Origin of the sequence: Actinophytocola sp., assembly GCF_036402745.1 — a bacterium.
Lineage (GTDB): Bacteria > Actinomycetota > Actinomycetes > Mycobacteriales > Pseudonocardiaceae > Actinophytocola.
This window is the reverse complement of record NZ_DASWSJ010000135.1, coordinates 1-26,834: the sequence shown is the minus strand read 5'-3', so window position 1 is coordinate 26,834 and position 26,834 is coordinate 1. Positions and strand designations below refer to the sequence as shown.

Sequence of the window (26,834 nt, the reverse complement as noted above, 5' to 3'; positions counted from 1 at the left end):
TCCGGCGACCCCCACACGGTTGGTTGCTCAGTAGTACGTGATGTCCCAGTGGTTGCTCTCGTCGTAGTAGACGTTGCCGGCCGACGAGCGCCACTTGCCGCCGCCGATGGACGTGAAGTTGCGCTTGACGTAGTTGGTGGCGCAGGTGGTCCTGGCGATGTCGACCTTGTAGCCGTTCCGGTGGCTGTAGGTGCCCGAGGCGTGGCCGGTCTCGGTGCCGCCGGTGATGGTCACCTTGCACCTGCTGGACTTCTTGAACGCGATGATCCCGCTGATCGTGCCGGACTTGATGCCGGTGAACGAGGTGCAGTTCGGCTTGTTGCGGTCGCTGCAGCCGCCGCTGGAGGTCCAGCTGATGTTGGCGGCACGCAGCTTCGCGGCGGCCTGGCTGTGCGTGAGCTCCTTGCCGCTGGCGTCCGCGTCCTGCCCCGGCGTCGCCAGCACGAGCCCCGTCGCCACCGCGACGGCGGCCGCGAGCCCGGTCAGTACCTTGCGTATCCCCATGTCGTCCTCCTCGCTTCGGGTTGCCCTCGCGGAGGAACGTCGCATCGCCGGGCCCGGTCGCCGAGCGGTTGTGCACGCCGGGGAACCGGAAGTGCACGGCGCGGCAAGACCTTCGGCGGGGTCAGGCCGGGTTGTCGCGGCCGGCGCGGTGGCGGGCGCGGGCGTCGTCCATGTCGGTGCCCCACAGGAGCATGGCCAGAAGGATCTGGGCGGCGTCGAGCACGCGGGGGAAGACCGTCGGGTGGCCGCTGGGGCCCCGGTTCGCGTCCCAGAACTGGATGTGCCAGCCGCCCGGGACCCGTTCGAGGACAAGGGCGTCCGGCTTCGGCTCGAGGATGCCGTACTCGACCGGCAGCACGCCGTGGAACGCCAGGCGCTCGCGCAGCTGGTCCAGGACGTGTTGCTCCACGGGCGAGAGCGGCTGGATCGGCTGGCCGGTCACGAGGTCGGCACCGCGCCGATGAGGTTGCGCAGCCCGTCGGCGTCGATCAGGTTGGCCGGGCTCAGGGTGCGGTCCTGGCGGATGTGGTGGAACGCCGCGCGCACCCGCGAGACCGGCACCGCGGACAGGCTCGCCCACGCGAGCCGGTACGCGGCCAGCTGCACGGTCAGCGCGGGCAGGTCCTCTTCGCGCGGCAGGGCACCGGTCTTCCAGTCGATCACCGTCCAGCCGCCGTCCGGGTCGGCGAAGACCGCGTCCATCCGGCCCCGCAAGGAGATCCCGGCGACGTCGCAGCTGAACGGGACCTCGACCTCGTGCGGGACGCGGTCGGCCCAGGACGAGGACAGGAACGCCTCCTTCAACGCCTCCAGGTCCGCGTCGGGGGCCGCGTCGGCGTCGGCCGAGCCGGGCAGCTCGTCGAGGTCCAGCAGCGCACGCGAGCCGAAGCGCTTCTCCAGCCAGGCGTGGAAAGCGGTGCCCCGGCGCGCGACCGGGTTCGGCGGGAACGGCAGCGGGCGGCGCAGCCGGCGGGCCAGCGCGGCGGGGTCGGCGGCCAGCTCGACCAGCTGGCTCACCGACATCGACGGCGGCAGCGACACCTGCTCGCGGCGGGCCGCGGCGGTGGCGCGCTCGGCCAGCAGCACGTCCGTGTCGGCCAGCCAGCCCTCGGGGTCGTCCTCCAGCAGCAGCTGGCCGGCGCCGCCGCGCAGCGCCTCCTGCTCGGCGCGGACCAGCGCGGCACCCTCGCGGACGTCCGCGCGGCCCAGCGACAGCGGGTCCGCCGGCCACACCGCCGTGCGGTCCGCGTTGGCCAGCGGGTTCTCCTCGTCCTCCGGCGGCGGCTCGGCCCAGTGCCCGACCGACGCCACCCGTTCGTCCATTGTGGACACGGCGGAGACGACCGAGGTGAAGAAGTCCGACGGGCCCTTCGGCTTCGACCCCGTCCGGCCCCACCAGTGCGCGGACACGAGCAGCGTGCGCTCGGAGCGGGTGAGCGCCACGTAGCAGAGCCGGCGCTCCTCGACCAGGTCCCGCTCGGCGAAGGCCTCGGCGTGCCGGGTGAGCTCCTGCTCGACCTCCTTGCGGTTGGCCGCGCCGGCCAGCGACAGCGACGGCAGGTCGGCGGCGTCGCCCCGCAGCGGGGCCGGCAGCTCGGTGACCGCCCGCAGCCAGCACGAGGTCCGCTTCCGGCTCGGGAACACGTCGTTCACCAGGTGCGGCACCGCGACGATCTGCCACTCCAGGCCCTTCGCCGAGTGCACCGTGAGGATCTGCACGCGGTCCTCGGCGACCTCGACCTCGCCCGGCTCCAGCCCGTCCTCCGCCGCCTCGGCCGCGGCGAGGTAGTCCAGCAGCGCCGGCAGGCTTGCCGACGGGCTCGTCTGCGCGTAGTCCGACACGACGTCGGCGAACTTGTTCAGGTGCGCCCGGCCCGCCCCACCCGGCCGGGCCTTCGCCTCGACGTCGAGCAGCATCGCCCGCTCCACGTCGGCCACCAGCTCCGGCAGCGGCTGGTCCAACCGCCGCCGCAGCCCGCGCAGCTCCCCGCCCAGCGTGCGGATCCGGCGGTAGCCCTCGTGCGAGTACGCCTCCGCGTCACCCGGGTCGTCGATCGCGTCGACCAGGCCGGCCTGCTCCGTGCCCTCCCCCGGCACCGTGTCGACGAGCGCGCCCACGCCTTCCGAGGCCTGGTAGGACCGGCCGAGCTCGGCCGCGCGCCGCCACAGCGCCGCCAGGTCCGCCGCGCCCAGCCGCCACCGCGCGCCGGTGAGCACCCGCGCCGCCGCCGTGCCGGCCAGCGGGTCGATCAGCACGCGCAGCGCCGAGACCAGGTCCCGCACCTCCGGCTCGTCCAGCAGCCCGCCGATGCCGACGACCTCCACCGGCAGGCCGCGGGCCCGCAGCGCCGAGGCGAGGTCGGTCATGTCCGCCCGCCTGCGCACCAGCACCGCCGCGGTCGGCGGCCGGCCCGTCTCGTCCACTGTGGACCGCCAGCGTTCGGCGACGGCGTCGGCGAGCCACTCGACCTCGGCCTCGACGTCGGCGAACAGTCCACATCGGACATCGGCCGGCCCGGCCCCGGCGGGCGCGCGCAGCTCGTCGACGTCCAGGCCCGCGGCCCGCAGCGGCGCGGACACCGCGTTGGCCAGCGCCAGCACCTCGGGCGGGTTGCGGAAGCTCGTCAGCAGCCCGTAGCGGGTGGCCGGTTTCCTGCCCTGCTTGGGAAAGTCCGTCGCGAACCGGGGCAGGTTGGCCGCGCTCGCGCCGCGCCAGCCGTAGATGGCCTGCACGGGATCGCCCACCGCGGTGACCGGCATCGGCTCGCCGTCGACCCCGCCGAACAGCGACCGCAGCAGGATCCGCTGCGAGTGACCGGTGTCCTGGTACTCGTCCAGCAGCGTCGCGCCGTAGCGCTCCCGCTCGCCGCGCACGACCTCCGGCTGCGTGCTGGCCAGCCGCGCGGCCAGGGCCATCTGCTCGGCGAAGTCCAGCGCGCCCTCGCGCCGCTTGCGCTCCGCGTACGCCCGCACGAGCGGCAGCAGCGCGAGCCGGAACCGTTGGGTGGCAACGACCTCGCGCAGGTCCTGGGACAGCTCGGCGCGCTGCCGGGGCCCGCGCGGCGCGTCCTCGATGGCCGCGCAGACCTCCGCGGAGTAGCGGGCCAGCGCCTCCTCGTCGACCAGGTGCTCGGCGAGCTCGCCGGACAGCTCCAGCAGGTAGCGGGTGACGGTGACCGGCACCCGGTCGGTCTCCAGGTCCTGGGTCCAGGTGGCGACGACGCGGTGCGCGAGCTGCCAGCACGCGGTCTCGGTGAGCAGCCGCGCGCCGGGCTCGACCGGCAGCCGCAGCCCGTGCTCGGCCACCAGCCGGCCGGCGTAGGCGTGGTAGGTGAGCACGGTCGGCTCGCCGGCGTACACGGCGGCGAGCCGCTCGCCGCTCGGGTCGATCCGTTCCAGCAGCCCGGACCCGGCCAGGCGCCGCAGCCGCGCCCGCACCCGGTCGGCGAGCTGCCGCGCGGCCTTGCGGGTGAACGTGAGGCCCAGCACCCGGTCCGGCGTGACCAGGCCGTTGGCCACCAGCCAGACCACCCGCGCGGCCATCGTCTCGGTCTTGCCCGCGCCCGCACCGGCCACGACCAGCGCCGGCTCGATGGGCGCGGCGATCACCGCGGCCTGCTCCTCGGTCGGCGCCGGCAGGCCGAGCCCGGCGGCCAGCAGGCGCGGGCTGATCACTCGGTCACCTGGCGGCCGCTGGAGTTCATCGGGCAGCTGAACCGCACCGGGCAGCGCGGGCAGTCGGGGTTCTGCCGGGCGACGTAGTCGGGGCCGACGCTCGCCGCGGCGGCGTCGGCGACCACGCCGGTCCAGTGCTTGAGGCCGTCCTCGCCGACCGGGTCCTGGTTGCGCTCGGTCGCGAGCTTCTTGCGGTTGGCCTTCGACACGTACAGCAGCCGCGCGCCGCCGGGCTCGCGGTCCAGGCCCAGCCCGACGAACGCGCCGTAGGCCGCGGCCAGCTGGTAGACGGCGAGCTGCGGGTGCTCCTTGGCGTCCGCCTCGCTCACCGGGACCCGGCCGGTCTTCACGTCGACGACCACGGGATGCCCGTCGGCGTCGGCCTCGAGCCGGTCGACCCGGCCGCGGATGCGCACCGCGGGGTCCGCGCCGGGCACGTCGACGGCGAAGTCCTGCTCGACGGCGACCTGGGTGAGCTCGCCGCGGGTGGCGCGCAGCCAGCCCATGAACGTGTCCATCATCGCGTGCACCCGGGCCCGCTCCCGCCGGGAGAACCACGGCGCGCCGGCGTCCACGACGTCCCACGCCCGGTCGAGCTCGGCCCGCAGCGCCACCTCGTCGGCGCCGTCGGCCGCGGCCTGGGCCAGCGCGTGGACGAGCACGCCGGTGATCGACGCCAGCTCGGCCGGGTCCTGGCCGCCGTGCCGCTCGACCATCCAGCGCAACGGGCACCTCGCGAGCACCTCGACCGTCGACGGCGAGACCACGACCCGCTCGTCGGCGACCCGCAGCGGCTGCGCGCTCGACAGCTCGGGCAGGCCGTACCAGACCTCGGGGCTCGCACCGGGCACGCCGGCCTCGGCGAGCCGGGCCAGCTGGCGGGCCGCCCGCTGCCGGCGCTCGGGTGGCGCGGTGCCGTCGCACACCGCCCGGCGCAGCTCGCCCACGAGGTCCGCGAGCACGAGCGCGCGGCGCGGGCCACCCAGCGCGGTGGGGCGGGCGGCCTCCTCGACGTCGCCGCCGGCGAGCTCGGCCAGGAAGCGGGACGGCTGCTCGTCCTCACCGCGGATCGCGGACAGCAGCAGCGTGTGCCGGGCCCGGCTGGCCGCGACCAGCAGCAGCCTGCGTTCCTCGGCCAGCAGCGGCGCCGTGGCCGACAGCCCCGCACCGTCCACTCCGGACAGCAGGTCGGTGAGCCGCTCCACGCCCAGCAGCGAGCCACGCAGCCGCAGGTCCGGCCAGGTGCCCTCCTGCACGCCGAGCACGGCCACGACCGTCCACTCGCGACCGACGGCGGCGTGCGCGGTGCTGACCGACACGGCCTCGCCGCGCTGCGCGGCCGGCGCGAGCGTGTCGCCCACGATCCGTTGTGCGGCAAGGAAGTCGGCGAACCCCGTGACGCCCGCGCCGGGCAGCCGGTCGGCGTAGCGGCCCGCCGCGTGGAACAGGCCGACGATCGCGTCGAGGTCGCGGTCGGCGTGCGCGCCGAGGGTGCCGCCGCGCTGGGACTGGGCGACCCAGCGTGCCTCGAGCCCGCTCTGCTGCCACACCAGCCAGAGGACCTGCTCGATGCCGACGTTGTCGGCGATGGCCTGCCGGGCGGTCGCCAGCAGGCCGGCCACCCGGCGGACGCTCGCGGCCTCGGAGTCCTCGAGCGCGGCGAGCGTGTCGTCGTCGTTGAGCACCTCGACGAGCAGCTCGTCGCTGGACCGGTCGTTGCCGGCGGCGAGCTCCAGCCGGCGCAGCCCCCGCCGCAGCCGGCGCAGCGCGAGCGGGTCTGCGCCACCGAACTGGCAGGACAGCAGCATCTCCGCGCGGGCGGGGTCGAGGACGTAGGGGTTGGCCGCGACGCGCAGCAGCTCGAGGAACGGGCGGACGGCGGGCTGGCGGGCCAGTGGCAGCTCGTCGGCGTCGGTGGTGACGGGCACGCCGGCCGAGGCCAGCGCGCGCTGCAGGATCGGGACCGAGCGGGTGGCCGAGCGGACGAGGACGGCCATCCTGGACCAGGGGACGCCGTCGATGAGGTGGGCGCGGCGCAGCTGGTCGGCGGCCCAGGCGGCCTCGGCGGCGTCGGTGGCGTGCAGGCGGACCTCGACCCGGCCGTCGGCGCTGGCCGGCTCGTCGGGGTCGACGGTGGGTCGCTGCGGGGCGACGCCGGGCAGCCGGGCGGCGAGGCGGGCGACGGCCTGGTGGACCGCGGGCGCCATCCGGTGCGACGTGCGCAGGACGATGGTGCCGCCGTCGGGCTGGGTGTCGCCGAGCAGCCGCGGGTCGGCGCCGCGGAAGGAGAAGACGGCCTGGTCGGGGTCGCCGGCGAGGACGAACTCCTTGGCGGCGAAGCCGAGCCGGGCGAGCAGGCGGTACTGCAGCGGGTCGAGGTGCTGGGCGTCGTCGACGAGCAGGTAGCGGACCCGGCCGCGCTCGCCCGCGAGGAGGTCGGCGTCGGTCTCGAAGGCGAGCAGCGCGCTCGCGACGAGCTCGGCGGCGTCGAGCGCGGGCGCGCTCTCCTGGGCGACCGCGCTGTCCGCGGCGCCGGCCAGCAGCGTCACCTGCTCGTACTGCCGGGCGAACTTGCCGGCGGCGACCCACTCCTCGCGCTTGGCGTCCCGGCCGAGCTTGACGAGGTCCTCCGGCCCGAGCCCCCGCTCGGCCGCGCGGAGCATGAGGTCGCGCAGCTCCTCGCCGAACCCGGGCACGCCGAGCGCCGGCCAGAGGCGGTCGGGCCAGTAGTGCGCCTCGTCCTCGACGTCGCCGGCGAGCAGCTCCCGGACGACGGCGTCCTGCTCGGGCCCGGAGAGCAGGCGCGGGCCGGGGACGTCGCGCATGGCGGCGTGCAGGCGCAGCACCGCGAAGGCGTAGGAGTGGACGGTGCGGACGAGCGGCTCGCGGATGGTTCTGATGTCGTGGTCGTCGCCCTGGGTCAGGATGGCGCTGATGGCCTCGCGGACGTCGGTGGCCGCCTTCCTGTTCGCCGTGATGACGAGGAGCTGCTCGGGGTCGACGCCGCCGCGCAGGATCCGGTCGGCCGCGACCTCGGTGAGCAGGGTGGTCTTGCCGGTGCCGGGGCCGCCGAGGACGCGGACGAATCCTTCGGCGCCGTCGAGCACGCGCTGGGCCGCGGCATCCCACCGGGAGGGCCGTCGGGGTGCCACCGGCCGGCGGACGAGCCGGGGAGCCGAGGTGACCACCGGACGATGGAACCACGGCGGCCGGCTCGGGTGTGCATCGGCACGCCGTCATACTTGGCGCCGTGGACGAGGAGCTGCACGAGCGGGTCCGCGAGGTGATCGCGTCGATCCCCGCCGGCCGGGTCGCGTCCTACGGCGACGTCGCCGCTCTCGCGGGGGCGTCGACGCCGCGGCTGATCGGGCGGATCCTGGGCGAGGACGGGCACGACCTGCCGTGGCACCGCGTGCTGCGGTCGGACGGGACGCCTGCGCCGCACCTCGTGCACCGGCAGCTCGAGCTGCTGCGGGCGGAGGGCGTCCTGGCGGACGGCCAGCGGGTGAGCATGCGCGAGTACCGCTGGCGGCCTTGACACTCGTTGGCCTCCGGCCCCGGTTTCCAGCCTACGAGCGGGCACCGACAGTTTCGGGTGGGCCGGGTGCGGTCTGTGGACGACCCCCGGCGCGGTCGCGACCGGCTTGTCCACAGGCCGGCTCGGGCCCGGCCGGGTTTGTCGGTGCTGGTTCGTAGCATGGAACCCGGGGGCCGGAGGCCACGCCCCGACCACCTGTCCACAGGCTTTCCTTGCCCGGCCCCGAATTGTCGGTGCGCGTCCGTACGCTGGATTCCCGGGGGCCGGAGGCGTCAGAGGGTCTCGTCGGCGTTGGTGCGGTGGGCCAGGTGTTCCGCGGGGATCTGGCCCAGGCGGCCGGCCTGGAAGTCCTCGAACGCGGTGATGATCTCCTGGCGCGTGTTCATCACGAAGGGGCCGTAGCGGGCCACCGGCTCGTTGATCGGGGCGCCGCCCAGCACCAGGATCTCCCAGCCCGTCGGCGAGTTCGCCGGCTGCGCGTCCGCCGCCTGCATGGTCAGCGCCTCGCCGTGGCTGAAGACCGCCAGCTGGCCCTCCTCGACCGGCCGGCGCTCGGGGCCGACCGTGCCGCGGCCGGACAGCACGTAGACCAGCGCGTTGTAGTCCTCGGGCCACGGCATCGCGAGCCGGGCGCCGGAGCTGAGCGTCGCGTGCAGGTAGGTGATCGGGCTGTAGGTCATGCCCGGGCCGTCGTGGCCGTCGAGCGAGCCGGCGATCACGCGGACCAGGGCACCGCCGTCGTCGCTGGAGAGCAGGGTCGCGTCGCGGGCGCCGATGTCCTGGTAGCGCGGCGTGATCATCTTCTTCTCGCGCGGCAGGTTGACCCACAGCTGCACGCCGTGGAAGAGGCCGCCCTTCGCGACCATGTCCTGCGGCGGAACCTCGTTGTGCAGGATGCCGGCGCCGGCGGTCATCCACTGCGTGGACCCGTCGGTGATGAGCCCGCCGCCGCCGATGGAGTCGGTGTGCTCGAACGCGCCGTCGATCATGTAGGTCACGGTCTCGAACCCGCGGTGCGGATGCCACGGCGCGCCCTTGGCCTCGCCGGGGCCGTACTCGACCGCGCCCATGTGGTCGAGCAGGAGGAACGGGTCGGCCATCGACAGGTCGACACCCGGGAACGGCCGGCGGACCTGGAAGCCCTCACCCTCGAGGAACCGCTGGGCGGTGACGATCCGGTGCACACCACGCCAGTTCGTGTCCGGCGCGGGCAGGTCGGGTAGGCGGGGCAGGGTGAGCGTGTCCGCGGTGATCGCCGGCATGACGCCTCCTAAGTCAGGTGCTCGATCCTATGTCCACCCCAAGGTAGTTGCGTCCTCAATTATTCCGCCGAGTGACGCACTGCGCGGTACCGCTATGTTTCCCGGCGCACGGCGGTGAGGAAGGGGCACTCGATGAGCCTGGTGGGCCGGCAGCTCGTGGGGACGTGGGTCGTGGGGTCGGCGACGACCGGCACGCTCGCGGTGCTGTTCACGCTCGACCGGGGCGGGCTGCCGGTGTCGCCGCTCGACACGTTGCCCGTGCTGTCGCTGCTCGGGGTGCTGGGCATGCTCGCGGCCCTGTTCGCCGCGCTGGGGTTGCTGGCGTGGGGCACGGGTGAGGTCAGCTGGCTGCCGGACGAGGTGCGCGGGCGCGTGCTGTGGACCGTGCTGGTCGGGGTGGCGGGGCTCGCCGGCTGGGGGTACGCGGCCGCGGCCACGTTCGCCGGGGGGTTCTCGCTCCCGGTTCAGCTGGTACTGGGGTATGTCGCCGGCGGGCTGCCGTTCACGCTCATCGCGGCGATGCTGCTGCGACCGGTGCGGGTCGACGCCGTCGCCGTCGGGGTGGCGGTCGTGCTGCTGCTCGCGGGCGCGGTGATCATGGACGGTCACCCGATCCAGGTGTGCGCCGGGCTGCTGTGGGCCCTCTTCGGGCCGACGGTCACAGGTCTCTGATCTGGTGCGCGGCGCGTTCGAGGCCGCGCAGGGACTGCTCGGTGGAGTGCGGGTGCAGGGCGTGCACGGCGAGCCGGAAGAGCAGCGCGTGCAGGAGCGCCTGCGGCCAGTCGGCCAGGTGTGACCAGCGCTTCAGGATGCCCTCGTCCGCACCGCCCCAGGCCAGCGCGTCGACGACGACCACCGCGGCGGCCCACTCGGCGGGCCGGTGGAAGGCGGTGAAGTCGATGATCCCCGGCGCCGCGTCGCCGGCGAAGAGGACGTTGCCGAAGAGGTCGCCGTGCACCACCTGCGGTTTGGCGCTCAGCGGCTTGCGCGCCCCGGCGAGGACGTCGAAGAGGCGCCCGCCGAGCGCGGGGTCGAGCGGCGCGTCCTCGGTGCCGGCGGCGGCCCGGTCCGCCACGGCGAAGACGTCCGTCCGGGCGGAGAGGAACCGTGGGACCGGCAGGTCGGCGGTGGCCTTGTGCAGCCGCAGCGAGGCGGCGACGACCTCGTCGTAGCGCGGCTCGGGCCGCCCCTCGACGTGCCGGAACGCGGCCCACCCGCCGACGACCCAGCGCCCGTCGCTGGCCCGCAGCGACCGACCGATCCGGATCTCGGGAACGTGCAGGTCACCGAGGGTCTGCGCGACCCACGACGCCTCGGCCGGGTTGGTGATGGGCCGCAGGGCGATGTCGCCACACCGCCACAGCGGCCCGGCGTCGATGAGCTCGGGCTCGATCTCCTTGGTGCCGAACGCCGCACGGACGTGCAGGGGCGGTGGGGACGCACTCACGATGTCGCACGCTACCGCGTTCCGCGTGGATCACCACGTGGGCGGGCTGCACCGGAGGGTTGTCCGCCCGTGAGTTGTCCACAGGGCCGGGTTCGCTCGGCCGATTTTGTCGGTGCTGGTTCGTAGAATGGATACCGGGGGCCGGAGGCCGCGGCCCCCGCGGCGCGGCTCTTGCTGACGCTCACTCGCGCTGGCGGACTCGGCTCGCTTCGCTTCTGCTTGTTGGTGAGCCGCAGGTCGCTGCTCACCAACAAGCCTCACCAAATCAAGTTTCAGCGATCAGTACGTCGGCAGGCTCGGGTCCACGTCCCTCGCCCAACCCAGAACGCCGCCGCCCACGTGGACGGCGTCGGCGAAGCCTGCCTTGTGCAGGGCCGCCAGCGCCTCCGCGGACCGGCCGCCCGACTTGCAGTGCAGCACGATCGGCTTGTCCTGGGGCAGCTCCGCCAGCGCCTCGCCCGACAGGATCCTGTCCTTCGGGATCAGCACCGCGCCGGGGATGGACACGATCTCGTACTCGTGCGGCTCGCGGACGTCGATCAGGGCGAAGTCGTCGCCCCGGTCGAACTTCTCCTTCAGCTCGCGCGGGGTGATCGTGTGGCCGGCGGCCGCGTTCTGGGCGTCGTCCGAGACCACGCCGCAGAAGGCGTCGTAGTCGATGAGGCCCTCGATCGGCTTGGACTCCGGGTCCTTGCGGATCCGGATGGTCCGGTACGACATCTCCAGGGCGTCGTAGACCATGAGTCGGCCCAGCAGCGGCTCGCCGATGCCGGTGAGCAGCTTGATCGCCTCCGTGACCATCACCGAGCCGATCGACGCGCACAGCACGCCGAGGACACCGCCCTCGGCGCACGACGGCACCATCCCGGGCGGCGGCGGCTCGGGGTAGAGGTCGCGGTAGTTGAGGCCCTGCCCGTTCGGCGCGTCCTCCCAGAACACGCTCACCTGGCCCTCGAACCGGAAGATCGAGCCCCACACGTACGGCTTGCCCAACAGCACCGCCGCGTCGTTGACCAGGTACCGGGTGGCGAAGTTGTCCGTGCCGTCGAGGATCAGGTCGTAGGGCCGGAAGATGTCCAGCGCGTTGTCCGAGGTGAGCTGCTCCTGGTGGAGGTTCACCGTGACGAACGGGTTGATCTCGGCGATCGACTCCTTGGCCGACAGGGCCTTGGGCTTGCCGACGTCGGAGATCCCGTGGATGACCTGACGCTGCAGGTTGGACTCGTCGACGATGTCGAAGTCGACGACGCCGAGCGTGCCGACCCCGGCCGCGGCGAGGTAGAGCAGCGCGGGGCTGCCCAGCCCACCGGCGCCGACCACCAGCACTTTGGCGTTCTTGAGCCGTTTCTGCCCGTCGACCCCGACATCGGGGATGATCAGGTGTCGGCTGTAGCGGGCGACCTCCTCCTTGGTCAGCTCCTCAGCCGGTTCGACCAGCGGCGGCAAACTGCCTGCCATGGTTCCTCCTTGACGCGCGTACCCGTGCTCCCCAGTCTGCTCAGGTTCAACGCATTCGTCCCGTCGCGTCTTCCTTCGTTCCCACATGGCGGGACGCGCACAGCTCAGCTCGGCGGGCGCGCCTGCGGGTTGGGCCAGGGGTTGTACCGGCACACCTTGCCGTCCGCGACCACAGGGTCGACGTTGCCCGCCTGGTTGTTGAGCTGCGCGACGTAGTTGTTGGCCACCCCGAACGTCTGCTGCATCATCACCGGCGCGAGGTCGCCGTTCTTGGCACAGCCGACGTGCCCGCGGCGGAACGCGTGGCCGATCTCGTGGTTGATGGCGTAGGACCGGTAGCTGCCCATGTCCCCACCGAAGGCGACCGCGCCGCGCACCCAGCGGGCCAGGTTGATCATCACCCGGCTCTCGCTGCGCCGCCAGCAGGACGACTCGTACCTGATCGAGAAGCCGCAGTAGTCCGGCCTGTGCACGGTGTCCGGGGTGGACAGGCTGATCCGGATGTCCGGCTGCTGGCTGCCGTCCACCCGCTGCACGGACACCTGACCGGTGGACGCCCAGCCGCGCGGGTCGGCGAGCGTGGCGTCGACGAGCGAGGCGAACGAGTCGTTGCCGCCGTAGGGCTTGAGGTCGATGCCGCGCTCGACCTCGATCGTGTAGGTGAAGAACTCGCCGGAGTTGCCGATGCGCTTGCCGGTGCCCGGGAGCACGTCCCACGCGCCCTGGCCGTGCTGGGCGAACCCGGCGCCGTTGGGGAGCTCCGCGGTGGGGATGTTGACATCCGGCGGCACCGCGGGCTGCTCGGTGACCTTGGGGTCGGCCGGTGCGTCCTCGGCGGGCGCGTCGCCGGCCGGCAGCCGCTGACCGGCGTTCTGCGCGCTGGCGCCCGAGGTGTCCGGGCCGGTGGTCTGGATGAGCACGAGCACGGTGATGGCGACCAGCACCGGGACGGCGTAGACCCGCCAGCCGTAGGCGGCCACGAAACCCCGCACGCCACCCTTGCGCTCAGGCCGTTTCCGCTGGCCCCGCCGGGGCGGCTGGTCGGCGGGACGCCAGGAGGCAACCAGGGGCTGCGCAGAGGTCCGGCGCCCGCCCGCGCGGTACCGATCCTGCGTCGCCCGTTTGTTCACGCAAACAGGGTGCCACAGGCGTCACAGAACACGCCCGGCCGAGCCCGGCCGAGTGAGTCCCTTCACGGTGGTGAACCGATCGGCCCCCGCAACCGTTACCAGCGGCCGGCGTCGGCCTGCTCCCACATGCCGAGGACCGCGCGGGCCACCGTGCCGGGGCGCTCCATCTGCGCCACGTGCCCGGTGCGCGGCAGCACGAGCATCCGGCCGCGGGGCAGCAAGGTCGCGGTCCGCGGCGCCTTGCGGACGGTGACGAGCCTGTCCTTGGCACCCCAGACGACCAGGGTCGGCACGCTGATGGTGGGCGCGATCGTCCACAGCGAGCGCGACCGCGGCACCAGCCAGGTGCGGAACAGCCCGACAGTGCTGCGGGCGAGCGCCGGGTTGGACCACACCAGCCGCTCGCGCTCGCGGAACTCGTCGGCCGCCTCGCGCTTGCGGGACTCCGGGATGCGGTCGGGCTCGGCGAAGCAGAGGGCGAGCAGGCGCAGGACCCGCGTGTCCACGTCCTCCCTGGCCAGCCGTCTGCGCACGGACGGGCCCACGAGCGGCAGGTAAGCGATGGCGAGCCGCGGGTCGGACATGCGGGACAGGTAGGGCCGCAGGTCGGGCACCGCGGGCGAGATGAGCGTCAGCGTGCGCACCAGCTCGGGGTGGCGGGAGGCGAGCAGCATCGAGATCGCGCCGCCCATCGAGTTGCCCAACAGGTGCACCGGGCCCGCGCCGAGGCCGCGGATGAACCGGGCCACGGTGTCCGCGTGCGCCGGCATCGAGTAGTCGAAGTGCTCCGGCGGCTCGGTGCGGCCGAACCCGGGCAGGTCGATGGCGATGCCCGGGACGTGCCCCGAGAGCTGGCCGGCCAGGTCGGTCCAGTTGGTGGCGGACCCGCCCAGTCCGTGCACGTAGACCGCGGTGGCGTCGGCCGAGGCCGGACCGGGGGTGCGGCGCACGTGCAGGGTGACCCCACCGGAGGTCTGGTCGGCGCCGGGCCAGGGCGGGATCGACATGTCGACCGGCGGCAGCACGGCGTCGGAGAGGGGGACGTGAGTGACCGGAGGCCTGGTCACGGCGCTGATGCTCATCCGTCCAGTATCCGTGACTTCGGCCGAGCGTCGCGGATACCCGTTACCCGCGAGTAGTGTCATGTCACCCGCACGGGTCGGCAACCCCGACCCGGAAGGAGTGACGCGCGTGGGAGGCGGCATGTCGGAGACGATGCAGGGCTTGGCCGGGCAGGCCCAGGCGAACCGGGCGGCGCGGCTGCCGCGGACGGCGCGGCGGGCCCAGCTGCTCAACGCGGCGCAGGACGTCTTCGCCGCCAACGGCTACCACGCGGCGGCCATGGACGAGATCGCCGAGCGGGCCGGGGTGTCCAAGCCGGTGCTCTACCAACACTTCCCCGGCAAGCTCGAGCTGTACATGGCGCTGCTGGAGATGCACGTCGATGAGCTGATCATGCGGGTCAGCGACGCGATGGAGTCGACGACCGACAACAAGCTGCGCGTGCAGAACGCGGTCAGCGCGTACTTCGACTTCGTGGACGGCGAGAGCCAGGCGTACCGGCTGGTGTTCGAGTCCGACCTGCGCGGCGAGCCCGCGGTGCAGGCGGCGATCGACCGCGGCACGGACGCCTGCGTGAAGGCGATCACCGCGACGATCACCGCGGACGCCGGCCTCGACGAGGAGCGGGCGTCGCTGCTGGCGGTGGGGCTGGTGGGGATCAGCCAGGTGGCGGCCCGCTCGTGGCTGGCGAACAACCGCTCGATGGCCAAGGAGGAAGCCGTCGGGTTGATCTCGACGCTGGCGTGGAAGGGCATCGGCGGCGGCTACCCGCTGCAGAGTTCCTGACACTGCTCCTGACACCGCTCCTGACGCTTCCCGGATGTCCCCCGGAACTTCACCGGGAGGACGTGGTGTGCCCGACCGGTTACCCGCAGTATTGACCCTGTGACGGGCATGTTCGAGGTGCTCAACCGGGTCACCGGGGAGCTCACCGGGATGCTGGACACGCCGTGGGTGTGGCTCGTCGTCCTCCTCGTCGCCGGGCTCGACGCGGTGCTGCCGTTCATGCCCAGCGAGACCACGGTCATCATCGTCGCCGTGCTGGTCACCCCCAGCCCGACCCTGCTCCTGCTGCTGGTCGTGGTGGCGGCCGTCGGCGCGATGGCCGGCGACTGGCTCGGCTACGTCGTCGGCCAGCGGGCCGGGCCGGGCGTGGTGGCCATGCTCGACCGCGGCGAGCGCGGGCGGCGCCTGCACCGGTGGGCCGAGGAGCAGCTGCGCCGGCGCGGTGACCTGCTGATCCTCGCCGGCCGCTACCTGCCCGGCGGCCGGGTGGCGGCGATGCTGTCCGCCGGCGCGCTCGGCTACCGGGCGCGCCGGTTCCTCGTCGTCGACGCCGTCGCGACCACCGTGTGGGCCACCTACGCCACGGCGATCGGCTTCGTCGGCGGCGTGGCGTTCGCCGAGCACCCCGTGGTCGGGCTGATGCTGGCCTTCGCGATCGGCCTGGTGCTGGCCGCGTTGATCGAGGTGGGCCGGCGCGTCGGCGAGGGTCGTTGCCAGGAGTAGCGTTCTCAGGATGTCCAGAGAACCCGACAGCACCGGGGACGCCAGACGGGACCGCTGGCGGTCGCACCGGGCTGCGCGGCGGGCCGAGTTCGTCGAGGCGGCCATGCGGGCACTCGCCGAGCACGGGCCCGATGTCGGCATGGACCACATCGCCGCGGAGGCCGGGGTCACCAAACCCGTGCTATACCGGCACTTCGCCGACAAGGCGGACCTGTTCGTCGCCCTCGGGCAGCGGGGCACCGAGATCCTCTTCGACCGGCTCATCCCGGCGCTCAACAACGAGGAGGCGCCGGTCCCCCGCATCCGCAAGAGCCTCGACGCGTTCTTCTCCACCGTCGAGGAGCACCCGCACCTCTACCGCGTGCTGGTCCGCCGCTCGTTCGCCAAGGCGACCGTCGAGCAGGACATCGTCGCCGAGGACAAGGAGCTGATCGCCAACGCGCTGAGCACCCTGCTCGGCGACTACCTGCGCTCGCTCAACATGGACTCCGGCGGCGCGGAGCCGTGGGCGCACGGGATCGTCGGCATGGTGCAGAACGTCAGCGAGTGGTGGCTCGAGCGCCGCACGATGAGCCGCGACGCGGTGGTCGAGTACCTGACCCAGATCATCTGGTCGGCGATCGACGGCTTCACCCGCGCGCAGGGCATCGCGCTCGATCCGAACAAACCACTCGAGGTGAACAAGGTCGTGAAGCTGTCCGAGGTGCGCCGCGACGGCGCCGACGGAACGGCCGGCTGAGGGTCCGGCCCAGGGCTACGTGGCGAAGCCCACCCGGCGGCTGTCGGCCGTGCCGATCTCGACGTAGGCGACCCGCGCGGAGGGCACCACGAACCGGCGCCCCTTGTCGTCGATCAGGCTGAGCGTGCCGGCGGAGTCCTTCAGCGCGGCCGCGACGAGGGACTCGATCTCGTCGGGTGACTGCGTGCTGTTGAGCACGATCTCCCGCGCGGTGTCCGCGACTCCGACCTTGACCTCCACGAAGACCTCCGCCTCACTGCATGGGTTGACCCGACAAGGCTAGCCGAGACCGAGCGCGGTCATCCGCCTGCCATGTGCCTGCTGCAACCGCCGGAACAGCGCGGCGATTCCCGCGAGGTCGCCGGTACCGCTGACGATCAGCTCGGCGAGCCCGTCCCGCTCGGCCACCACGTACTGGGCCTGGGTCAACGCCTCACCCAGCAGCCGCCGGCCCCACAGCGTCAGCCGGTCGCGCACGGTCCGGTCCCGCTCGATCGCCGCCCGGACTTCGCGCTCGGCGAACGCGGAGTGCCCGGTGTCGGCGAGCACCTCGGTGACCAGCTCGCGGGTCTCGTGGTCGAGCCAGCTGGCCATCTCGCGGTACAGGTCGGCCGCGAGCCCGTCCCCCACGTAGGCCTTGACCAGCGACTCCAGCCACGAGCGCGGCGCGGTCGAGGCGTGCCAGGTGTCGAAGTGCCCGATGAACGGCCGCATGGCGTCCTGCACGTCCTCCCCGTGCCCGGCGAGGAAGGCGTCGATACGCGTGTAGTGGCCGATCTCGGCGGCGGCCATCGCGGACAGCGCGGCGCGCCCGGGCAGCGTCGGGGCGGTGCGCGCGTCCTCGGAAAGCCGGTCGAACGCGGAGAGCTCGCCGTAGGCCAGGACTCCCAACAGGTCGACGATCCCAGGGTCGATGGGGCTTTTCCCGACCTCACCAGCCGCGTCGCTCATGGGCCAGAGGGTATCCGGCCGCCGACGCAGGTAGACTGACCAGGACGCGAGCTTTCTCAAGCCGCGTTCAGAGGGTGTGCGCGCCTCGCCGGCCCTCCCGCACCGCCAGGTGTGGTTGAGCGGCCCGTCCAGGGCGGAGCGCGCTGGACTAGAGGGAGAGACACGATCACCGTCAACACGGACAACCACAACAACCATTCGACCGAGACCGAGGTAGACCCCGTCACGCTGGAGCACAGCGAGGCCGGCGTCCCCGAGACTGACATCTCACACCCGCTCCAGGCCGGCGCGCCGGTCCGCGACGACTCCCCCACGTTCGCCGAGTTCGGCGTGCACGCGGAGATCGTCCGGGCGCTCGCCGAGGCCGGTATCGAGCGGACCTTCGCGATCCAGGAGCTCACGCTGCCGCTGGCGCTCGCCGGCGAGGACGTCATCGGCCAGGCCCGCACGGGCACCGGCAAGACGCTCGGCTTCGGCGTGCCGCTGCTGCAGCGGATCACCACCCCGGGCGACGGCACGCCGCAGGTGCTCATCGTCGTGCCCACCCGCGAACTGTGCCTGCAGGTCACCCACGACCTCACCGACGCCGGCAAGTACCTCGGCGTGCGGGTGCTGTCCATCTACGGCGGCCGCCCGTACGAGCCACAGATCGAGGCGCTGCGCAAGGGCGTGGACATCGTGGTCGGCACCCCGGGCCGGCTGCTCGACCTGGCCGAACAGCGCCACCTGGTGCTCGGCAAGGTCGCCGCGCTGGTGCTCGACGAGGCCGACCGCATGCTCGACCTGGGCTTCCTGCCCGACATCGAGCGGATCCTGCGGATGGTCCCCGAGCAGCGGCACACCATGCTGTTCTCGGCCACCATGCCGGGTCCGATCATCACGCTGGCCCGCACGTTCCTCCACCAGCCCACGCACATCCGGGCCGAGGAGACCGACGCCGGCGCCATCCACGAGCGCACCCACCAGTTCGTCTACCGGGCGCACTCGCTGGACAAGATCGAGGTCGTGGCGCGGGCCCTGCAGGCCCAGGGCCGCGGGCTGGCGATGGTCTTCAGCCGCACCAAGCGCACCGCCCAGAAGGTCGCCGACGACCTCGCGGAGCGCGGTTTCGCGGTCGCGGCCGTGCACGGTGACCTGGGCCAGGGCGCCCGCGAGCAGGCGCTGCGCGCGTTCCGCGCCGGCAAGGTCGACGTGCTCATCGCCACCGACGTGGCCGGGCGCGGCATCGACATCGAGGGCGTCACGCACGTGATCAACTACCAGTGCCCGGAGGACGACGGCGCGTACGTGCACCGGATCGGCCGCACCGGCCGCGCCGGGCGCGAGGGCGTCGCCATCACCCTCGTCGACTGGGACGAGGAGCCGCGCTGGAAGCTCATCAGCGACACGCTCGGCCTGGGCATCCCGGAGCCGGTGGAGACCTACTCCACCTCCGAGCACCTGTTCGCCGACCTGGGCATCCCCGAGGGTTCGACCGGCCGGCTGCCGCTGGCCAAGCGCACCCGGGCGGGCCTGGCGGCCGAGCCGGAGGAGGACCTCGGCGGCGGTGGCCGCGGCCGGGGCCGCACCCGGCGCACCCGCGCCGGGGCCAAGAGCGAGACCGGCGGCGAGCGCGAGCGGTCGCACACCACCGAGGGCGAGACCGGCGACCGGCAGCGGCGGCGTCGCCGGCGCAGCCGCGGCGGCGAGAGCCAGCAGGCCGAGCCGGCCGCCGAGACGCCGAGCACCTCGCCGGCCAGCCGGTCCGACCGGCCGGCCCGCCAGCAGCGGCGCCGCAGGCGCAGCCGGGGCGGCGTCGAGAGCGCGGGCGAGACACCGAACACGACCGAAACAGCGCCTTCGGCAGACTGACACCTCGTGACCCACGACATCGGGGACGAGGACGTGCTCGACGGGGGCGCGGAACCGGCGAACCACGAGCCGGTCGAGCGCTCCCGCTTCCGCCGCAAGCGTGACGTCTTCCTCGTCGCGCTCATCGCGGTCGTCGCGCTGGTCGTGGGCCTGCTGGTGTGGCGGTCCAGCGACATCCGAGCGACGACGTCGCAGACCTACGCCGGCCGGGCGACCGAGCCGGCGCTGCCGAAGACATTCCCGCCCTCGCTGGGCGAGACGTGGCGCGCCGCGAGCGCCGCCACTCCCCAGCCGGTGACGACGAAGACCACCGTGGTCACCGGCAACGGCGGCGAGGTGGTCGGCCGCGACCCGCTCACCGGCGAGGTGCGCTGGCGGTACTCGCGCGACCTGCCGCTGTGCACCGTGTCCGCCGCCTGGACGATGGCGATCGCGGTGTACGCGAAGTCGGCGAACTACCTGCCCTCCGACGACCCGCGCAGGCCCGGTGGCTGCAGTGAGGTCACCGCGTTCGACCCGGGCACGGGCAAGCGGGGCAAGCCGCCGGAGCCGAACGAGCACCGCGACAAGCCGTTCGGCGGCCAGCGCAACTCCGACGCCGAGCTCGGGACCCGGCTGCTGTTCGACGGCAGCTACGTCACCACCACCGGCGGCGAGCTGCTCACGACGTGGCGGTCGGACCTCGTGCAGACCATGGAGTACGGCAAGGTGCCGACGCTGGTGAACCCGGACAAGCAGCCGCGTACCGGGTGCACGTACGGCTCGGTCGCGGTGGTGCAGGGCCGGATCGCGGTCGTCGAGCGGTGCCCGCAGGACGCGACCGACCGGCTCACCGTCTACCGGGCCACCGGCAACAACGACTCGGAGAAGCCCGAGGTCGTGGCCAGCGTCGTGCTCGGCAGCAAAGGCGCGCGGGTGGTCGCGATGAGCGACCAGTGCCGCATCAACGCCCAGGACGAGAACGACGTCCAGCAGTGCACCGCGGTCGTGGTGCCCAACCCGGCGCGGCTGGTGGTGCTCGACGAGAAGGGCGTTCAGGTGGCGAGCCACCCGCTCTCGCTCGCCCCGGGCGACCTCGATGGCGACCCGGCCGGGCACGTCGTGGCCACCACCCGCACGCCCGGCGCGGTCTACTGGTTCACCGGCTCGCGGACGATCGCGCTGTCCCTCGCAGACCTGAGTCCACTGTGGACGGTGGAGGACGCGCAGGGCCCGGGCACGCTCTTCGCCGGCCAGATGCTGGTTCCGGTCGGCAACGGCCTCGCCGTGCTCGACCCCACCGACGGCAAGCCGGTCGGCACGATCCCGGTGGACCGCGGTGGCTACCGGGGGCCGGTCACCATGTCGACGTTGGGCCCGATGGTCTACGAGCAGCGGGGCGAAACGCTCGTGGCGCTGCGCTGACCCGGTGAGTCCACCTCAGCTCTACGACAGTTCGAGGTGGCATGAGGCACACTCGAAGGGTGAGTATGCCGTCGCAGATCAGCCCGCACCGGGGTCGTCGCATCGACCTGCCCGGCCAGTACGGCCCGATCGCCGCCCTGCGCGCGAAGGCCGCGGCCCCCACCGCGACGGCGTTGCTGCTGCCGGGGTACACCGGTTCGAAGGAGGACTTCGCGCCGCTGCTCGACCCCATCGCCGACGCCGGCCTCGACGCCATCGCCATCGACCTGCCGGGCCAGTACGAGTCCGCCGGGCCTGACGACGAGGACGCCTACCTGCCGGCGCCGCTCGGGTCCGTCATCGCCGACCTCGCTGGAAAGCTTGCCGCTGAGGGCAACCCGGTCGTCCTGCTCGGCCACTCCTACGGTGGGCTCGTCGCCCGCGGCGCCGTGCTGGCCGGCGCGCCGATCGTCGGCCTCACGCTGATGGGCTCCGGCCCAGGCGAGCTGCCCGACGGCCTGCGCCGCCAGGCCCTGGACATCGGCGAGCCGGCGATGCGCCAGCATGGGATCGAGGCGGCCCAGTTGCTGCGCGAACAGCTCGATGCCGCCGCGCCGCCCCGGCCCGGGAACTCGGTCGAGCTGACGGCCTTGATGCGCGACCGGTTTGTCCGCTGTCAGCCGGCCGCGTTGCTCGGGAAGGCCCGGGCGCTTCGGTCGGAGCCTGATCTGGTGTCGTCGCTGGCTCGCGTGCTGCACACGTCGGGGATTCCGTGCCTGGTCGTATGTGGGGAGGAGGACGACGCCTGGGCCGTGTCGACGCAGCGCGACATGGCCGATCGGCTGGACGCCGACTTCGCCGTCATCCCTGCGGCTCGGCACTCGCCCAACACCGAGAACCCTGGCGAGTTGCTCGAGACGCTCATTCCGACCTGGCGATCCTGGCTGACCGCCTGAGTTCTCGCTCCACCGGCCGCGGCGTCAGTGCCCGGAACGGCTCTCGAGCTGGGGTTCGGGCTCTTCGCCGCTCGCTTCGCGCCGCTGTGCGTGCGGGATCAGGCCCACCAGAGGAGCCACATCGTGGCTGCCGTGATCGCTACCACCGCCACCGCCGCGACGGCCGCCAGCCAGCCCGCCGCCCGGTCCGCCACGCGCTGCACCAGCACCGCCAGCACGGCCGCGCCCAGGTGCCCGCCCACCATCGCCGCGCCGGGGCCCGGGACGTTGCGGATCCAGGCCAGCACCTGGAAGACCAGCACCACGATGGCCAGCACCGACAGGCCCACGGCCAGCGCGCCGGCCAGCTCGCGGCCGAAGCCGCCTCGGTGGGTGGTGACGCGGCGGGAGCCGGGCGGCTCCGCGGACAGGGCCACCGTCGTGGCGCCCGACATCGCAAAGGGCACAGTGGGCGAGTTCATCGGTTCTGACACGGAGGTCATCCCTTCACCTCGTCGGCCCTCGCCAGCAACGCCCACGGCTCGGCCTGCGGGCCCGCCGCCTGCCCCTCGGGACAGCTGCGCCGGAAGTCACACCAGGCACATTGTCGCCCGACCTGCGGCGGGAACAACACATCCTGGTCGCCACCGGCATAGAGGGTATCCGTCGCCAGGTTGAACTCCTCGGCCGCCTCCTCCGCGCGCTCCCTGTGCCTGGTCAGCGACGCCTCGGTGTGCTCCCACGCGGCGACCGTCCCGCTGGGCAGGTGGTGCAGCTCCACCCGGCGGCACGGGCGGCGCAACGTCCGCCGCGCGGCGAGGGCGTAGAGGGCCAGCGCCTGGGACGCTCGGGCGTCGTCGGTGGTGAGGGCGGCTCGGCCGGTCTTGTAGTCGACGATGACCAGCTCGCCGTCGCGCTCGTCGATCCTGTCGACCCGGCCCTCGGCGACGATGGTGCCGATCGGGGCCGAGACCCAGCGCTCCAGGCCGATCGGGTCCTCGGTCACGTCGGTCTCGGCGACGTAGTCGGACACCCAGGTGGCCGCCAGATCCCGGTACGTCGCCGCCTGTTGGGGGCCGGCGAAGCCCTCGTCGTTCCAGTGCTGGCCGACCAGCGCGGCCGCGGTCTCGGGGGTGCGCCGGCGCACGGGCAGGTCGAAGAACGCCCGCAACGCGTTGTGCACCACCGCACCCAGCGTGCTGTGCGCGTACGCACCCCCGCGCGGCGGCGTGGGCCTGTCGACATAGGCCATCCGGTAGCGGCGCGGGCAGTCCATCCAGGTCGACAGGCGGGACGGGGTGACCTTGATGAGCTTGCGGGGCATGGCGTCGAACCCGAGTTGCACGCCACCAACCGTAGAGCAGCGCACCGACACTTCCGGAGCTAGGCGCCGGCCGCGAAGCCCCGCACCGAGTCGGCCACCAGCTGGACGGCGATGGCAGCGAGCAGCAGACCGGCGATCTTGGCCAGCAGCACGATCCCGCTGTCCTTGATGATCCTGATCAGCGCGCCGGAGTACCGCAGGCACAACCAGAGGACGAGGTGCACGGTGACGATCGCGAGCGCCAGCGCAAGGTAGGAGCCGGCCCGCCCGTCGGCCTGCCGCACGAACACGATGGTGGCCGCGATGGCTCCCGGGCCGGCGAGTAGCGGGGTGCCGAGCGGGACCAGCGCCACGTTCACGTCCTCGACCTCCTGCGGCTGGTTGCTGTCCCGGCCGGTGAGCAGGTCGAGCGCGATCAGCAACAGCAGCAGGCCGCCTGCGCCCTGCAGCGCCGGAATGCCGATGTGCAGGTAGGACAGGATCGCCTCGCCGCCGATGGCGAACAGGCTGATGACGCCCAGCGACACCAGCACCGCCTGGCGGGCGGCCCGCAGCCGCGCGGGCCGGGGCCGGCGGCCGACGAGGCTGAGGAACACCGGCACGGTGCCCGGCGGGTCCATGATCACGACCAGGGTGATCGTGGCCTCGGAGAACAACCGGAGGTCGAAGAAACTCACGACCCGGCCACGATCTCGACGCCCGTGGCGCGCTCGGCGATGGCCTCGAGCATCTCCGGGGCGGTGGTCTCCTGGCCGAGCCCGATGACCTTGTTGGTGCCGTGGTAGTCGCTCGAGCCGGTCATGATCAGGTCGAGGTCGGCGGCCAGCGCACGCAGCTCGGCCCGCGCCTCGGGGCCGTGGTCGGGGTGGTCGACCTCCACGCCGTCGAGCCCGATGCGGGCCAGCTCCTTGATGACGTCCGCGGTGACCGTGGGCCCGCGGTGGTGGGCGAACGCGTGCGCGAGCACGGTGACCCCGCCGGCCTCGGCGATCATCTCGATCGACTCGTGCACCGGGGTGCGTGAGCTGGGCACGTAGTAGCGGCCGCGGTCGTTGAGGAACCGCGCGAACGCGTCGTCGACCGAGGTGGCCACGCCGGCCCGGACCAGCGCCATCGCCAGGTGCGGGCGGCCGGCCGTCGAGTCCTCCGGCAGGCCCGCGAGAAGCGCGTCGGCGTCGACCGGCAGGCCGTCCGCGGCCATCTTCTCGGCGATCCTGGCCAGCCGCACCCGGCGGTCGGCCCGGGTGCGTGCGTACTGGGCCACCACCGCGGCCGCCGCCGGGTCGAACAGGTAGCCGAGCAGGTGGACGGTGCAGTAGCCGCCGCGGCCGTCCGGGCTGACGCAGGACAGCTCGGCGCCGCGGACCAGCCGCAGGCCGGCCGGCAGCGCGGCGACGGCCGCGGCCCACCCGGAGGTGGTGTCGTGGTCGGTGATCGCGAACGTGTCCAGGCCGGCGGCCGCCGCGTGGGCGACCAGCTCGGCCGGGGTGTCGGTGCCGTCCGATGCCGTGGAGTGGGTGTGCAGATCGATCCTCACGTCCGCTATTCAACGTGAGGGGTCCGGCAACTGTCCGGTCAGCCCACCATCGGCTTGCGGCGGGCCAGGCGCTGGGCCCTGATCATCGAGAACCTGGCCGCCTGCTCCTCCTTGTTGCCGAAGACGAGCTCGGAGATGGCGTCGTAGACCTGCTCGGCCTTGGGCAGGTAGTCGATGTTGTTCAGGGCCTGGATCTGACCGGCCGACTCGACGACCATCGTGCCGTAGCCGAGCAGGCGGCCGGCCAGCGTGCGCTTGTAGGTGAGGTCGGTGACCTTGGTGATCGGCATCATCAGGACCTTCGTCGTGATGATGCCCGTGGTCATCATGACCCGCTTGTCGGTGACCACGATCCGCTCGACCCACCAGGACAACACCAGGTAGGTGAACCGCAGCACCACGAACAGCGCCGCGTACCACAGGATGTTCTGCAGCAGCCACATCGATGGCGGCAGCAGGTAGGAGATCATCACCGCGACGGCCAGCAGCGCGATCGCCTCGAAGATGTCCCAGGCCAGGCACGCCCAGTGCAGGCGCACCCGGATGACCCGGCGCTCGGAGTCCAGCAGGTACTCGTCGGAGTCGCGTGGCGCGAACATGGTTCGACGGTACTCGGATCAGGTCTGGAAAACCGAGCGCACGAACGTAATCACCGCTTCGGCGGCACCTTTCAGCGTGTTGAGGATGGACGTCACGAGCGCGGCGGACTGGACCGGTTGGGTCACGAGAAAGAACACAACCAACGCCGCGCCGGAAATTATCAGAACCTTCTTGACATTCACCGCGAGCTACTCCGTGTCCTACGCGATCCATGATCGTCGGTTGGCTGACATACCCTGAAACACTTGTACCGCACTGCGCGGCCGAAGGGGAGCCCAGTCCCGCTCTTGGGGCAGCCTCGGCGTGTGGTACGGCTTTTCGGCTACGCTGCGTGTTCGTGGCGAGTGTTGATATTCCGATGGTCAGGTGTGTCGGGGCCGTCGTGCATGACGCTGCGGGACGGCTTTTGCTGATCAAGCGGGGCACACCGCCCGGACAGGGCCTCTGGTCGCTCCCCGGAGGCCGCGTGGAACCCGGCGAAACGGACGCGGAGGCGGTTGTCAGGGAGCTCCGCGAGGAGACCGGGCTCGACGTCCGGCCAGGCGAGTTGATCGGCTCGGTCCACCGCCCGGCCCCCTCCGGCGTCTTCGAGATCTTCGACTACGCCTGCACCGTGCTCGGCGGCTCGCTCCGGGCAGGTGACGACGCGGCCGCCGCCGACTGGGTGAACTTGATCGACTTCAACACGATGGAGCGACGGGGCGAGCTGGTGGCTCAGCTGGCGGACACGCTGCGTGAGTGGCAGGCGGCGCCGAGGGCCTAGCGAGCCTCCTGACCGATGCGAGCGCTAGTCCGCCTCCCCGGGATTCAAAGTGTGCGTCGCGTCCCAGCGAATAATGCGGGTATCGAGGTGGATGGTGGCTGGGTGCCGTCACGGTCCCCTGAGGTTCCGGTGGTCGGCACAGGACGTCACCCGATGATCTACGAGACAGGCCCTAGACGAGCCACTGCATGCGTTCCCCGTGCCAAGCGGTCTTCGCCAACGCGGTCGCGATCGGCCGGCCGTCCGACCAGCGGACCAGCCCCAAGGTCCCGAAGGTCGCCTCGCCCTCGCCGGGGCGTAGGTCGTCGCGGCCGGGCAGCAGGGGTTCCAGCGCCGACCGGTAGGCCTCCTGACTGACCCACCACAGCGGGCGCTCCACCGCCAGCGCGTCGAGCGCATCGAGGAATGCCCGCCTGCGGTCCGCGTCGAACAGCCACAGCACGTTGCTCGTCAGCACGACCAGCGGCACCTCGGCCGGGATGCGGGCGGCGACGGCCGGGAGGTCCTCGACGGCATCGCCCGCCACCAACTCCGGGGGCGACTTGCGCTGGGCGGTCGCGGCCGCGCCGAACAGGCGCAGGCGTTCCGGCTGGTCCGGCCAGATGCACGCCTCCAGCCACGCGTACTGCTCCTCGTCCGTCAGATCCACCGGGTGCGCGTCCAGCCCGATCCTCGCCGCCGTCGTGAGCTTCTTCGGGATCGACGGCAGGCTGGCACCCGGCGCGAGCGCCAGCGCGCAGTGCAGGCCGACCGTCGACCTGGCCGGGCCCGCGGCGAGCTGGCCCGCCTGCTCGGTCTGGTAGCGGTAGGCGTAGGTGTCCATACCGAGCAGCAGGCCCGCCGACGCGCCCACCTCCAGGAGGCCGACCGGATTGCCGGCCTGCTTCGCGGCGATGGCGACCGCCGGATAGAGGAGCGCCGCCCGGCGGACCTCGTTGGTCTGGGTGACCCGCGTCGCGATCAGCTCGCGGACGCGGTCGGCACGTTCGAGCACGAACGTCCGGAACAGCGGCCAGGTCCCGCCGTCGGGGCCGTAGCTGCCGCCGAGCGACGGGTAGTAGTTGGTGAGCTCGTGGAACGGCTCCGCCTGCAGGACCCGCTGGACCGCGGCGAACAGCAGCGTGGCGCCGGCCGACAACGCATCTGTGGCGGTGAGGAGACCGGCC

At 72.9% G+C, this 26,834-nt stretch carries 27 protein-coding genes; 9 read left to right on the top strand and 18 right to left on the bottom strand.

All coding sequences use genetic code 11. The features are described 5' to 3' along the window. Positions 1-27: 27 nt before the first annotated feature. The 4 genes from VGD70_RS13570 to VGD70_RS13555 all read right to left on the bottom strand — a co-directional run bounded on the left by VGD70_RS13570 (position 28) and on the right by VGD70_RS13555 (position 7,367). Positions 28-504: a hypothetical protein gene (locus VGD70_RS13570; protein ID WP_331081663.1), complete on the bottom strand. Its 477-nt coding sequence runs from the start codon at positions 502-504 to the stop codon at positions 28-30. Between the two features lie 121 nt (positions 505-625). Beyond that, positions 626-946: a hypothetical protein gene (locus VGD70_RS13565; protein ID WP_331081661.1), complete on the bottom strand. Its 321-nt coding sequence runs from the start codon at positions 944-946 to the stop codon at positions 626-628. Then, complete coding sequence (locus VGD70_RS13560; RefSeq protein ID WP_331081659.1) at positions 943-4,179, bottom strand: ATP-dependent DNA helicase; 3,237 nt, start codon at positions 4,177-4,179, stop codon at positions 943-945. Before VGD70_RS13560 ends, VGD70_RS13565 begins: the two co-directional genes overlap by 4 nt. Next, positions 4,176-7,367 carry an ATP-dependent DNA helicase gene (locus tag VGD70_RS13555; RefSeq protein ID WP_331081657.1) on the bottom strand — a complete coding sequence of 1,064 codons (3,192 nt, stop codon included), beginning with the start codon at positions 7,365-7,367 and terminating at the stop codon, positions 4,176-4,178. The genes VGD70_RS13560 and VGD70_RS13555 overlap by 4 nt, the downstream gene beginning before the upstream one ends. A gap of 62 nt (positions 7,368-7,429) precedes the next feature. On the opposite strand from VGD70_RS13555, the gene VGD70_RS13550 reads away from it, so the two are divergent. Beyond that, positions 7,430-7,717 (top strand): MGMT family protein, encoded by a 288-nt coding sequence (locus VGD70_RS13550; RefSeq protein ID WP_331081655.1) that lies wholly within the window; start codon positions 7,430-7,432, stop codon positions 7,715-7,717. Between the two features lie 272 nt (positions 7,718-7,989). On the opposite strand, the gene VGD70_RS13545 is transcribed toward VGD70_RS13550, so the two are convergent. After that, positions 7,990-8,979, bottom strand: a complete 990-nt coding sequence (locus VGD70_RS13545) for a pirin family protein (protein ID WP_331081653.1) — start codon at positions 8,977-8,979, stop codon at positions 7,990-7,992. Positions 8,980-9,111: 132 nt separating this feature from the next. Between VGD70_RS13545 and VGD70_RS13540 the strand changes: the two genes are divergently transcribed. Then, the gene (locus tag VGD70_RS13540) at positions 9,112-9,651 is read left to right on the top strand and encodes a hypothetical protein (RefSeq protein ID WP_331081651.1); all 540 of its coding nucleotides are present in this window, start codon (positions 9,112-9,114) and stop codon (positions 9,649-9,651) included. Here VGD70_RS13540 and VGD70_RS13535 read toward each other — a convergent pair. The 4 genes from VGD70_RS13535 to VGD70_RS13520 form a co-directional block, all read right to left on the bottom strand. After that, positions 9,638-10,426, bottom strand: coding sequence for a TIGR02569 family protein (locus tag VGD70_RS13535; RefSeq protein ID WP_331081649.1), 789 nt, complete (start codon positions 10,424-10,426; stop codon positions 9,638-9,640). The genes VGD70_RS13540 and VGD70_RS13535 overlap by 14 nt on opposite strands. Before the next feature lie 279 nt (positions 10,427-10,705). Further along, a complete protein-coding gene (gene moeZ / locus VGD70_RS13530) occupies positions 10,706-11,884 on the bottom strand; it encodes an adenylyltransferase/sulfurtransferase MoeZ (protein WP_331081647.1) in 1,179 nt (392 codons plus the stop codon). Positions 11,885-11,988: 104 nt separating this feature from the next. Then, positions 11,989-12,876, bottom strand: a complete 888-nt coding sequence (locus VGD70_RS13525) for a DUF3152 domain-containing protein (protein WP_331081645.1) — start codon at positions 12,874-12,876, stop codon at positions 11,989-11,991. 233 nt (positions 12,877-13,109) lie between these two features. Next, positions 13,110-14,096, bottom strand: coding sequence for an alpha/beta hydrolase (locus VGD70_RS13520; RefSeq protein WP_331081643.1), 987 nt, complete (start codon positions 14,094-14,096; stop codon positions 13,110-13,112). Between the two features lie 121 nt (positions 14,097-14,217). On the opposite strand from VGD70_RS13520, the gene VGD70_RS13515 reads away from it, so the two are divergent. The 3 genes from VGD70_RS13515 (at position 14,218) to VGD70_RS13505 (ending at position 16,324) form a co-directional block, all read left to right on the top strand. After that, positions 14,218-14,862: a TetR/AcrR family transcriptional regulator gene (locus VGD70_RS13515; protein WP_331081641.1), complete on the top strand. Its 645-nt coding sequence runs from the start codon at positions 14,218-14,220 to the stop codon at positions 14,860-14,862. Between the two features lie 108 nt (positions 14,863-14,970). Next, positions 14,971-15,585 carry a DedA family protein gene (locus VGD70_RS13510; protein WP_331081710.1) on the top strand — a complete coding sequence of 205 codons (615 nt, stop codon included), beginning with the start codon at positions 14,971-14,973 and terminating at the stop codon, positions 15,583-15,585. Between the two features lie 10 nt (positions 15,586-15,595). Then, positions 15,596-16,324, top strand: coding sequence for a TetR/AcrR family transcriptional regulator (locus VGD70_RS13505; protein WP_331081639.1), 729 nt, complete (start codon positions 15,596-15,598; stop codon positions 16,322-16,324). A gap of 15 nt (positions 16,325-16,339) precedes the next feature. Here VGD70_RS13505 and VGD70_RS13500 read toward each other — a convergent pair whose 3' ends face one another. Both VGD70_RS13500 and VGD70_RS13495 read right to left on the bottom strand, forming a co-directional pair. Further along, positions 16,340-16,564, bottom strand: a complete 225-nt coding sequence (locus VGD70_RS13500; RefSeq protein WP_331081637.1) for a DUF3107 domain-containing protein — start codon at positions 16,562-16,564, stop codon at positions 16,340-16,342. A gap of 39 nt (positions 16,565-16,603) precedes the next feature. Beyond that, positions 16,604-17,275, bottom strand: coding sequence for a ferritin-like fold-containing protein (locus VGD70_RS13495; RefSeq protein WP_331081635.1), 672 nt, complete (start codon positions 17,273-17,275; stop codon positions 16,604-16,606). Positions 17,276-17,440: 165 nt separating this feature from the next. Between VGD70_RS13495 and VGD70_RS13490 the strand changes: the two genes are divergently transcribed. From VGD70_RS13490 to VGD70_RS13480, 3 genes are all read left to right on the top strand, one after another. Further along, a complete protein-coding gene (locus VGD70_RS13490; protein WP_331081708.1) occupies positions 17,441-19,126 on the top strand; it encodes a DEAD/DEAH box helicase in 1,686 nt (561 codons plus the stop codon). 6 nt (positions 19,127-19,132) lie between these two features. Further along, entirely contained in the window at positions 19,133-20,530 is a 1,398-nt protein-coding gene (locus tag VGD70_RS13485; protein WP_331081633.1) for a hypothetical protein, read from the top strand. Positions 20,531-20,595: 65 nt separating this feature from the next. Beyond that, a complete protein-coding gene (locus VGD70_RS13480; RefSeq protein ID WP_331081706.1) occupies positions 20,596-21,465 on the top strand; it encodes an alpha/beta hydrolase in 870 nt (289 codons plus the stop codon). Positions 21,466-21,563: 98 nt separating this feature from the next. Here VGD70_RS13480 and VGD70_RS13475 read toward each other — a convergent pair whose 3' ends face one another. Genes VGD70_RS13475 through VGD70_RS13450 form a run of 6 tightly spaced genes read right to left on the bottom strand, consistent with a single transcriptional unit; the run spans position 21,564 to position 25,087 of the window. Further along, positions 21,564-21,947 (bottom strand): hypothetical protein, encoded by a 384-nt coding sequence (locus VGD70_RS13475; protein WP_331081631.1) that lies wholly within the window; start codon positions 21,945-21,947, stop codon positions 21,564-21,566. Continuing rightward, on the bottom strand, positions 21,944-22,768 hold the full coding sequence (locus VGD70_RS13470) for a RecB family exonuclease (RefSeq protein ID WP_331081704.1): 825 nt from the start codon (positions 22,766-22,768) through the stop codon (positions 21,944-21,946). Before VGD70_RS13470 ends, VGD70_RS13475 begins: the two co-directional genes overlap by 4 nt. A 59-nt stretch (positions 22,769-22,827) precedes the next feature. Further along, positions 22,828-23,445 carry a MarC family protein gene (locus tag VGD70_RS13465; RefSeq protein ID WP_331081629.1) on the bottom strand — a complete coding sequence of 206 codons (618 nt, stop codon included), beginning with the start codon at positions 23,443-23,445 and terminating at the stop codon, positions 22,828-22,830. After that, entirely contained in the window at positions 23,442-24,305 is an 864-nt protein-coding gene (locus tag VGD70_RS13460) for a PHP domain-containing protein (protein WP_331081627.1), read from the bottom strand. The genes VGD70_RS13465 and VGD70_RS13460 overlap by 4 nt, the downstream gene beginning before the upstream one ends. 38 nt (positions 24,306-24,343) lie before the next feature. Beyond that, on the bottom strand, positions 24,344-24,904 hold the full coding sequence (locus tag VGD70_RS13455) for a PH domain-containing protein (protein WP_331081625.1): 561 nt from the start codon (positions 24,902-24,904) through the stop codon (positions 24,344-24,346). 18 nt (positions 24,905-24,922) lie between these two features. Continuing rightward, positions 24,923-25,087, bottom strand: a complete 165-nt coding sequence (locus VGD70_RS13450) for a hypothetical protein (RefSeq protein ID WP_331081623.1) — start codon at positions 25,085-25,087, stop codon at positions 24,923-24,925. 176 nt (positions 25,088-25,263) lie between these two features. Between VGD70_RS13450 and VGD70_RS13445 the strand changes: the two genes are divergently transcribed. Further along, positions 25,264-25,668 (top strand): NUDIX hydrolase, encoded by a 405-nt coding sequence (locus VGD70_RS13445; protein WP_331081702.1) that lies wholly within the window; start codon positions 25,264-25,266, stop codon positions 25,666-25,668. Between the two features lie 172 nt (positions 25,669-25,840). Here VGD70_RS13445 and VGD70_RS13440 read toward each other — a convergent pair. Continuing rightward, positions 25,841-26,834: DUF2332 domain-containing protein (locus tag VGD70_RS13440; protein ID WP_331081621.1), on the bottom strand; the 994-nt coding region annotated here is incomplete at its 5' end.